At 54.2% G+C, this 6,839-nt stretch carries 9 protein-coding genes; 6 read left to right on the plus strand and 3 right to left on the minus strand.

Translation table 11 applies throughout. The annotated features are described in order from the left end of the window. The first annotated feature begins 720 nt into the window (after nt 1-720). From VI25_RS20245 to VI25_RS27265, 6 genes are all read left to right on the plus strand, one after another. Complete coding sequence (locus tag VI25_RS20245; protein WP_055562779.1) at nt 721-1,086, plus strand: plasmid mobilization protein; 366 nt, start codon at nt 721-723, stop codon at nt 1,084-1,086. 61 nt (nt 1,087-1,147) lie between these two features. Further along, nucleotides 1,148-2,053: a relaxase/mobilization nuclease domain-containing protein gene (locus tag VI25_RS20250; RefSeq protein WP_236705162.1), complete on the plus strand. Its 906-nt coding sequence runs from the start codon at nt 1,148-1,150 to the stop codon at nt 2,051-2,053. A 17-nt stretch (nt 2,054-2,070) separates the two neighbouring features. Then, nucleotides 2,071-2,316, plus strand: a complete 246-nt coding sequence (locus VI25_RS24875; RefSeq protein ID WP_152981727.1) for a hypothetical protein — start codon at nt 2,071-2,073, stop codon at nt 2,314-2,316. After that, nucleotides 2,271-2,585: a hypothetical protein gene (locus VI25_RS20255; RefSeq protein ID WP_045688145.1), complete on the plus strand. Its 315-nt coding sequence runs from the start codon at nt 2,271-2,273 to the stop codon at nt 2,583-2,585. Before VI25_RS24875 ends, VI25_RS20255 begins: the two co-directional genes overlap by 46 nt. A 198-nt stretch (nt 2,586-2,783) precedes the next feature. After that, the gene (locus VI25_RS20260; protein WP_236705159.1) at nt 2,784-3,452 is read left to right on the plus strand and encodes a DUF1259 domain-containing protein; all 669 of its coding nucleotides are present in this window, start codon (nt 2,784-2,786) and stop codon (nt 3,450-3,452) included. Further along, nucleotides 3,449-3,811, plus strand: coding sequence for a DUF1259 domain-containing protein (locus VI25_RS27265; RefSeq protein ID WP_236705160.1), 363 nt, complete (start codon nt 3,449-3,451; stop codon nt 3,809-3,811). Before VI25_RS20260 ends, VI25_RS27265 begins: the two co-directional genes overlap by 4 nt. 184 nt (nt 3,812-3,995) lie before the next feature. Here the strand turns inward: VI25_RS27265 and VI25_RS20265 are convergent, their stop codons facing one another. The 3 genes from VI25_RS20265 to VI25_RS20275 are packed head-to-tail and all read right to left on the minus strand — an operon-like array spanning nt 3,996 to nt 6,656. Next, nucleotides 3,996-4,733: an HNH endonuclease gene (locus VI25_RS20265; RefSeq protein ID WP_045688143.1), complete on the minus strand. Its 738-nt coding sequence runs from the start codon at nt 4,731-4,733 to the stop codon at nt 3,996-3,998. Next, on the minus strand, nt 4,733-5,635 hold the full coding sequence (locus VI25_RS20270; RefSeq protein ID WP_045688142.1) for a Dam family site-specific DNA-(adenine-N6)-methyltransferase: 903 nt from the start codon (nt 5,633-5,635) through the stop codon (nt 4,733-4,735). The genes VI25_RS20265 and VI25_RS20270 overlap by 1 nt, the downstream gene beginning before the upstream one ends. 46 nt (nt 5,636-5,681) lie before the next feature. Then, nucleotides 5,682-6,656, minus strand: a complete 975-nt coding sequence (locus VI25_RS20275) for a replication initiation protein (RefSeq protein WP_236705161.1) — start codon at nt 6,654-6,656, stop codon at nt 5,682-5,684. Nucleotides 6,657-6,839 lie beyond the last annotated feature (183 nt).

Below are 6,839 nucleotides of genomic sequence, written 5' to 3' on the forward strand. Positions count from 1 at the left end.
ACACATGAAAAGTCTTTTCTCACACATGAAAAGTCTTTTTGGAGTGTCACAAATAACTTTAAATCAATGAGTTGCAAGCCTCTCAAATAGAACAAAGCTTTATAAATACACAACTTGTGTCTCGCGCGAGGAAAAAAGGCTTTTAGGACTGTTCAATCAGGCACTGGCGCGAGAAAAACAAAAAAACAACAAAGCCCTAGAAGCCAGTGACTTGCGCGCATTCAATAAAGTATATATTATTGGCAATCAACGGTTTATAAACCTTATTGTTGAGCTTATGTGCTGCTTTGAACTCCGGAATACTGCGCCCACAGAAACAGTAGCAGCTAAGGCCACAGGTCAGGAAAGGAGTACAAGAGGGGAAAGCAAGCGCACCAGGACAGGAGGCAATGACCAGGGAGGAAGGTGACCAAATGGGGCAGCTGGAGGCCAGAGCAAGGTGGCCACGTTGCCGGCAGGGGAGCACCAGGAGTAGGAGGCAAGAGGCAACCGGGAGGGTGCAAGAGTTGGAACGGAAACCAACGGTAAGACCAACTGGGAGGCGCAGCGAAAAGAGTGGGCCAAGCGTTGCGCGTGCGTGCGGGGAGCCGTATCTTGTGGGCCTATCCCGCGTCGTTCAACGTGTTTCGCAAGACGTGTTTCCTGAATCGCGCTTCGCGCAATCCCCAAAACCCGTTCGCCCGTTGGGCTCACTACACTTGCCCCTTCGGGGACCCACCTATGGCAGACCTAGCAGCCACTGAATCCACTCCCCACCGCCCCCGAAAAGGCGGCCGGAAGGCCGGCCCGCTGGCCGAAAAACAGCGCCACGTCGTGAGCGTCCGGCTGACCGACGCCGAGCACGAGCGCCTGACCCAGGAGGCCGAGCGGTACAAGTTGAGCCAGGGCGAAGTGCTGCGGTCGGTATGGCGCAAGCAGAACACGGCCACGAAACTGCAGGCCCCGCCGACCCCAGAGGAAGCGCGGCAGCTGGCGCAGCTGGCCGGCATGGCGGCGAACCTAAACCAGCTCACCAAGCTGGCCCACTTGGGCCAGGACCAGCGGACCGGAGCCACAACGGTACTCGGCAGATGCACCACTTGTTGAAGCGGCTTGCGGGCGAAGCGTCATGATTGGCAAGGTGAAGGTGAACCAGTCGTTCGGGGCCATGTGCCGGTACGTGCTACAGGAGCAGGCCCCCGGCAAAGGGGCCGAGGTGCTGGCCGCGCACGGGGTGCGCACCGACAGCGCCGACCACATGGCGGCGGACTTCGACGCGGTGCGGGCCATGCGCCCAGGGCTAGGCAAGGCGGTGCTGCATGTCGCGCTGGCCTTTCCGGTCGAGGAAAAGGAGAAGCTGACCAACGAGGTGATGGGCCGCATTGCCCAGGACTACCTAAAGGGGCTGAACATAGACCCGGAGAACACGCAATGGGCCGTGGTGCGGCACCAGGACAAGACCCACCCGCATATGCACCTGGTGGTAAACCGGGTGGATTTGGACGGGCAGACGGTGAGCGACCAATTTATCCGCTCTCGGAGCGTGGACGTGTGCAAGGGCATCGAGCAGGAGTACGGGCTAATCGTAGCCGACCAGGTGGGCCGGAAGCAGGCCCGCGAAATCGGCCCCACCCCGGCCCAGGTGAAAGCCACGACCCCGAAGGAGGAACAGTCGGCCGAGTGGAGCCGCGCCCGGCAGGATATCGGCCGCGCCCTGAGCTATACGGCGGGCCAGGCCCGCAGCTTTGACGAGCTGCGCGAAGCCCTACGGCCCCGAGGCATCGAACTGGAGCTGACGCGGCGCAAGGACGGGAGCCCGGCCGGGGTGGTGTTCGCGCAGGACGGGCACCGGGTGAAGGGCAGCCAGGTGGGCCGCGAGTACAGCGCCGGCAATTTGGAAACGGGCTTTGCCAAGGCCCGCGAGCTAGGCCAGGACCCGGCCCAGGCGTGGCAGCAGGTGGGCCAGGACTACGCGCTGGCTAAGCTGGCGGCCGAGTACGCCCAGGCCAAAGAGCGGCAGGCCCAGCAGCAGCCGAGCAAGCAGCAGTCCCGAGGCTTTGAAATGGGGGATTAACTTTTCAGCAACGACGTATGCAAGAGCTACTTCAAGACATCAACGCGCTACGGCGGGGCATCGAGGCGCTGAACAAGCGCAGCTTAGAGCAGGGCAAGCCGGTGAGCCGGGCCGAGCTGGACGAGGTGCTGGCCAAGGTGAAGCAGGAGGTGCGGTTTACCATCAATTACCAGGCATTGCCGAGGCCATCCAGCCGCACCTGGCCACGCCCGCGAAGGTGGAAAATACGCTCACCACGGGCACGGCGCAGCTGCAGCAGGTGATTGACCGGATTCCGCGCAGCGTGCCCGTGGTGGGCCAGGTATGGGGCTTTACCAGTGGCCGGCTAGGGTTGGGGGTGATTGCGTTGGTGCTGGCCCTGGTCAGCCTGAGCACTTACCTATGGCAGAAGAAAGCAGCAGCTGAGGCGCAGGTAGTGGTATTGCAGCAGGAGCAGGCCAAGAAAAAGGCGGCGCTGGATTGGCTGACGAAGGGCTATTGGGACCTGAAACGGGACAATCCGAAGGTGGTCCAAAAGTATTTCCCACAGTAGGGCGTTTAAGCCTGAAAACGGCCTTAAACGGGGCAAATACGGGGTTTGGAGGCTTTTTGCAAAGGGGTGGATGTAAACTTTCATGTAAGCCCGCCCCCTTGTAAGAATACCACCTTGTAGAGTGGGCTAGCTGAGCATTTATTGCCTTGGCTACACATTACTTACGTACCCTAAGCAGTCTCATCTATTCCTCGTCCCATGTCAGATTTTCGTTTTTCTCGTCGTGATTGGCTCAAAACCACGGCGCTGGCCACCACGCCGCTGCTGCTAGGCCCCTTGCCTTCCTTCGCCGGAGCCCCGGCTCCCGGCAAAACCCCGCCGCTGAGCGCGGCCGACATTGCCGCCATCGAGGCCGCGATGGGCAAGAAAGGGGCCTACGTGGAGGCGCAGGCCACGCACAGCACCCCGTTGCCGCGCAACGACCTCAAAGTGACCATCAAGGGCGAGCCGGTGCCCATCTCCTTCGGTTTTGGCGGCTGGGTGGCCATCAAGCACACGCTGGACGGCAAATCGGCCATGCTCATGAGCGATACGGTGCTGCTGCAAGAGGAAGTAAATCCCCTCATGTCGGCCGCGCTGGCCCAGGGGCTGGAAATCGGGGCCGTACATAACCACTTCTTCTACGAAGAGCCGCGCATCTTCTACATGCACATCCACGGCATGGGCGCCCCGGCCGAACTGGCCCGCAAGTTTGCCGCCGCGCTGAAGGATTCCAAGCTGCTGCCGGCCAACCAGCCGAAGCCCAGCGGCGGCACCCCGGCCGCGCAGGCGGGCAACAACGCCACGCCCAGCGCCGGACCGCCCACCGGCAAGGAGCTGTTTGACATCCCCGCGCTTGATAAGCTGGTGGGGTACCAGGCACAGTGAACGGGCCGACCTACAAGTACACCGTGGGCCGGGCGGACCTGCAATCGGTGATGATGGGCACGGAAATGACCGCCGCCATCGGCCTGAACTCGTGGGCCGCGTTCGCCGGCCAGCAGGCTGACGCGCACGTGGCCGGCGACATTGCCATGCTGGAGCACGAAGTAAACCCGGTGATAAAGGCCCTGCGCGCCCATAATTTGGAGGTCGTGGCCGTGCACAACCACATGCTGTTTGACCAGCCGCGCATGATGTTCCTGCACTACTACGGCCGTGGCCCTGCCGCGCAGCTGGCTACCGGCTTCCGCGCCGCGCTCGACCAGTTGGGCAAGGGCAAAACGGGCATGAAGATGAAGCACTGACGGGCCGGTAAATCGGCCCCGTTTTTTAAGGCCCTAAACCGGAAAAGTACCACGTTTGGCGAGTCGGGGCGGTGGGGAGTAAAACCGTACTTATTCCGGGGATGGTCTGAGAAGCTACATTATGTTAAGGGACGAAAAATAGAAACGGGCTACTCCAAAGGAGTAACCCGTTTTGCTTAAAGTCCTATTCAGGGTCACTTTTTCCATTAGCTGCAATGAGCTGCTTGATAAGCTCAGGTAGCTCGATTTGATGCTGTTCAGCAATGAGCTTGATAGCATCATAATACTGCACTTCATCCCCGTTCCACTGAATGTCAAGGCGCCTTACTTGCTCCAGCGCTATGTGGTGGTAGTGTGATGGACTGCCCCAATAGCAGTCCATGCAGATACTGGGGTCTTTTACGTCCTTCCAGTTTTTGCAGTGCTCACATGACCACGACTTCGCCCTATTGCACGAGCCGCAAAGGAGCATAAAATCCTTGTGCTCTCTGTCAGACAAATCACCCGCTACTTCATAGGGTACTCGGTGGTCAACCTGTAAGTAGCGTTCTTCAAATTTGCCATTACAGATGCTGCAATGGCCATTTGATGCTTCAAAAAGCTCTTTCTTAAATTTCTTAGAGAAAGCTACCCTACCTGCTATTCGTTCGGTGAGCATCTTGGTTAGGTCTCCAAAGCGGTAAGCGCTAATTGGCCGGCCTAGTTTCCCTGTCACCTTGAAGCTTTCAAGAGGGATACCTGCGTCTTTGACATCCATTGCAGCCCTTGGAGGGTGGATATAGCCGTAAGTATCCTTAAGTGCATCCGTCGTAATAAAGCCATGTTCAATGATATGGTCTATTACTATCCTCGCTCTCTTGTTGGTGATTGCTTGTACTTGCTCTATGAATTCCTTTGGAAAACGAGGGGTGTTTTCGGGCATTAGTGGGCAAAAAGTTCGCTTTGAAGCGCCTCATTAACTGGTGCTTGATTAGAAGCCAGTTTAGCTGTTAAGGCGGGTGACAGGTAAACCGCCTCAAATGTATATTCCTCTCGGCTCAAAAGTGTTGCCTGAGAAGAACGACCCGCATTTATCTCAATTTTGGTGAGATTCAAGCTTTCTGGTATCGGGCTACCATAAGTCTTATCACCTGTGCGCCCATCATAGCTCAAGATATAAGGCACATTGTTGTCATTCAAAAGGTTGAGGGCATTCATGAAGCTATCAAACTCAATGGTGCCAGCATATTTGAAGCCGCCATTCTGACCAGTCCCCTGATATGGTGGGTCCATATAGACCAAATCATCGGCGTTAGCCATGTTCAAAACATCCTGATAGTCAGATGAATACACGGTGGTCCTTCCTCTGAGAAGCTTTGAAACTCTAAGCAGGTCACTTTGCATGGACTCAGGCTTTTTGCCTAACCGCCTCTTGTCGGGACTTTGATTAAATTCTCCCTGAGCATTGTAGCGAACGGCCGCTTTTACGCACTTTGCCAGTAGAAAAAGCAGATAATCAGGCTGTTGTGTTTCGTTGAACTTGGTGCGTATGTTATAGTAATGTTGGTCTTGATTGTCTAATTGGCCATGCCAAGTGTCATGATATGACTTGACTATAGCGTCTGGATTATTGATTATTTCCCTCCAAAGATTTGCTAAAGGGGTATTGATGTCGTTGATTATGAATTGCTTGCCCTTGAATTTAGAGGCAGCTGCGATAGTGATTGCTGCTGAACCTGCGAAGGGCTCAATTAAGCGATTGAAGTTCTTAGGGAACATCTGCAAAATCTGCTCTGCTAGATTCCTTTTGCTGCCCTGATAAGGTATTGGATGAGGAAGTTTCATGCTGGTTGTTTTAGGGTAATCCCTTGAAATTGAGTGAGAAGACAAGCTATTCAGTCACAGTGCTGAATAGTGGCCCGGTAGCAGGTTTTTTGAGGCCTAACACTGTGAGCAGGAGGCCTGATAGAGAATGGGTTTTGGCGTGCTTGCCGGTTTTCATGTCGTGGGCGAACTTGTTACAGACTGCGACGTGCGCAGCATTGCCTAAAATGGTGGCCACTAACGCAGGGGTTTTGATGCCTACTTGGTCGAGCAAGCGGCCCGCATTTTCAACTTGGTGCGGAGCTAGGCCAGCTGGTGCCGCAGTTGTAGTAGCCTGCACTAGGTCAAATGGAATTGTGTCAGCTAGAGCCTGAGGTTTAACCGTGAATACGATGTTTTTAAACGTCCTGACCCGCTTTTCTAGCTTGTAGCTGACTTGTAGCTCAGTATGCTCGTTGATTTGCTTTACAGCGATATCCAACACCTTTTCTCGCAGCTCTTTGACTTGCTTCATTTTCTCGTTGCCCTTGTCATCAATTAGGCCGAGCATTTTTCTGAAGTCTTCCAAGTCATACTTTTTGGTCTCGCCCAGGTCTTTCCACTGGCTACAAATCTGGTAAATACGCTTGGCGTACTTACTAGTAAGGCGCAATGCAGAGGCTAATTCATAGCTAGTAAAATTGTCTTTGAGGTCGAATAGATAGGGTACAATGTCTTCTGTAAGCTTGATTTCGATGATTCCTTGCCCTTTGAGGTAGTTAACTCTTTGGAACATCCAAAGCTGAGAGTGTTGAGTTGCCGTTTCAACTTCAAATACCCGTGACCCCATGCCTTCGGTGGCTTTGCGCAGATAGGGGTAATCATACTTCTTACCAGTAAGCGTTGATAATTCCTTGATAGACAGTTCATAAACAGCTGTCTTTTGGTCTTTTCGCAGCTTGGATACTAGGAAAAACAGCAAGTCGAGCTGCATTTCCGTGTAATCATACCTAGCATTAGTCAAGGCATTGTGCTGGCGTATTTCAATGTCCTTTTTCATCATGACTACTCACTGATTAGAACACAATTATACGTCAAAAAAGACCTTTGTTTAAATCAATCTTTTACAAAAGTCTTTTCTCACACATGAAAAGTCTTTTTCAGACACATGAAAAGTCTTTTCTCACACATGAAAAGTCTTTTCTCACACATGAAAAGTCTTTTCTCACACATGAAAAGTCTTTTT

This window comes from Hymenobacter sp. AT01-02 (assembly GCF_000961955.2).
Classification (GTDB): domain Bacteria; phylum Bacteroidota; class Bacteroidia; order Cytophagales; family Hymenobacteraceae; genus Hymenobacter; species Hymenobacter mucosus.

Excerpts from the sequence above, each read along its gene's own strand:
- VI25_RS20245 (WP_055562779.1), top strand. The coding sequence starts at position 721 with ATGGCAGACCTAGCAGCCACTGAATCCACTCCCCACCGCCCCCGAAAA.
- VI25_RS20250 (WP_236705162.1), top strand. The coding sequence starts at position 1,148 with ATGTGCCGGTACGTGCTACAGGAGCAGGCCCCCGGCAAAGGGGCCGAG.
- VI25_RS24875 (WP_152981727.1), top strand. The coding sequence starts at position 2,071 with ATGCAAGAGCTACTTCAAGACATCAACGCGCTACGGCGGGGCATCGAG.
- VI25_RS20260 (WP_236705159.1), top strand. The coding sequence starts at position 2,784 with ATGTCAGATTTTCGTTTTTCTCGTCGTGATTGGCTCAAAACCACGGCG.
- VI25_RS20265 (WP_045688143.1), bottom strand. The coding sequence starts at position 4,733 with ATGCCCGAAAACACCCCTCGTTTTCCAAAGGAATTCATAGAGCAAGTA.
- VI25_RS20270 (WP_045688142.1), bottom strand. The coding sequence starts at position 5,635 with ATGAAACTTCCTCATCCAATACCTTATCAGGGCAGCAAAAGGAATCTA.
- VI25_RS20275 (WP_236705161.1), bottom strand. The coding sequence starts at position 6,656 with ATGATGAAAAAGGACATTGAAATACGCCAGCACAATGCCTTGACTAAT.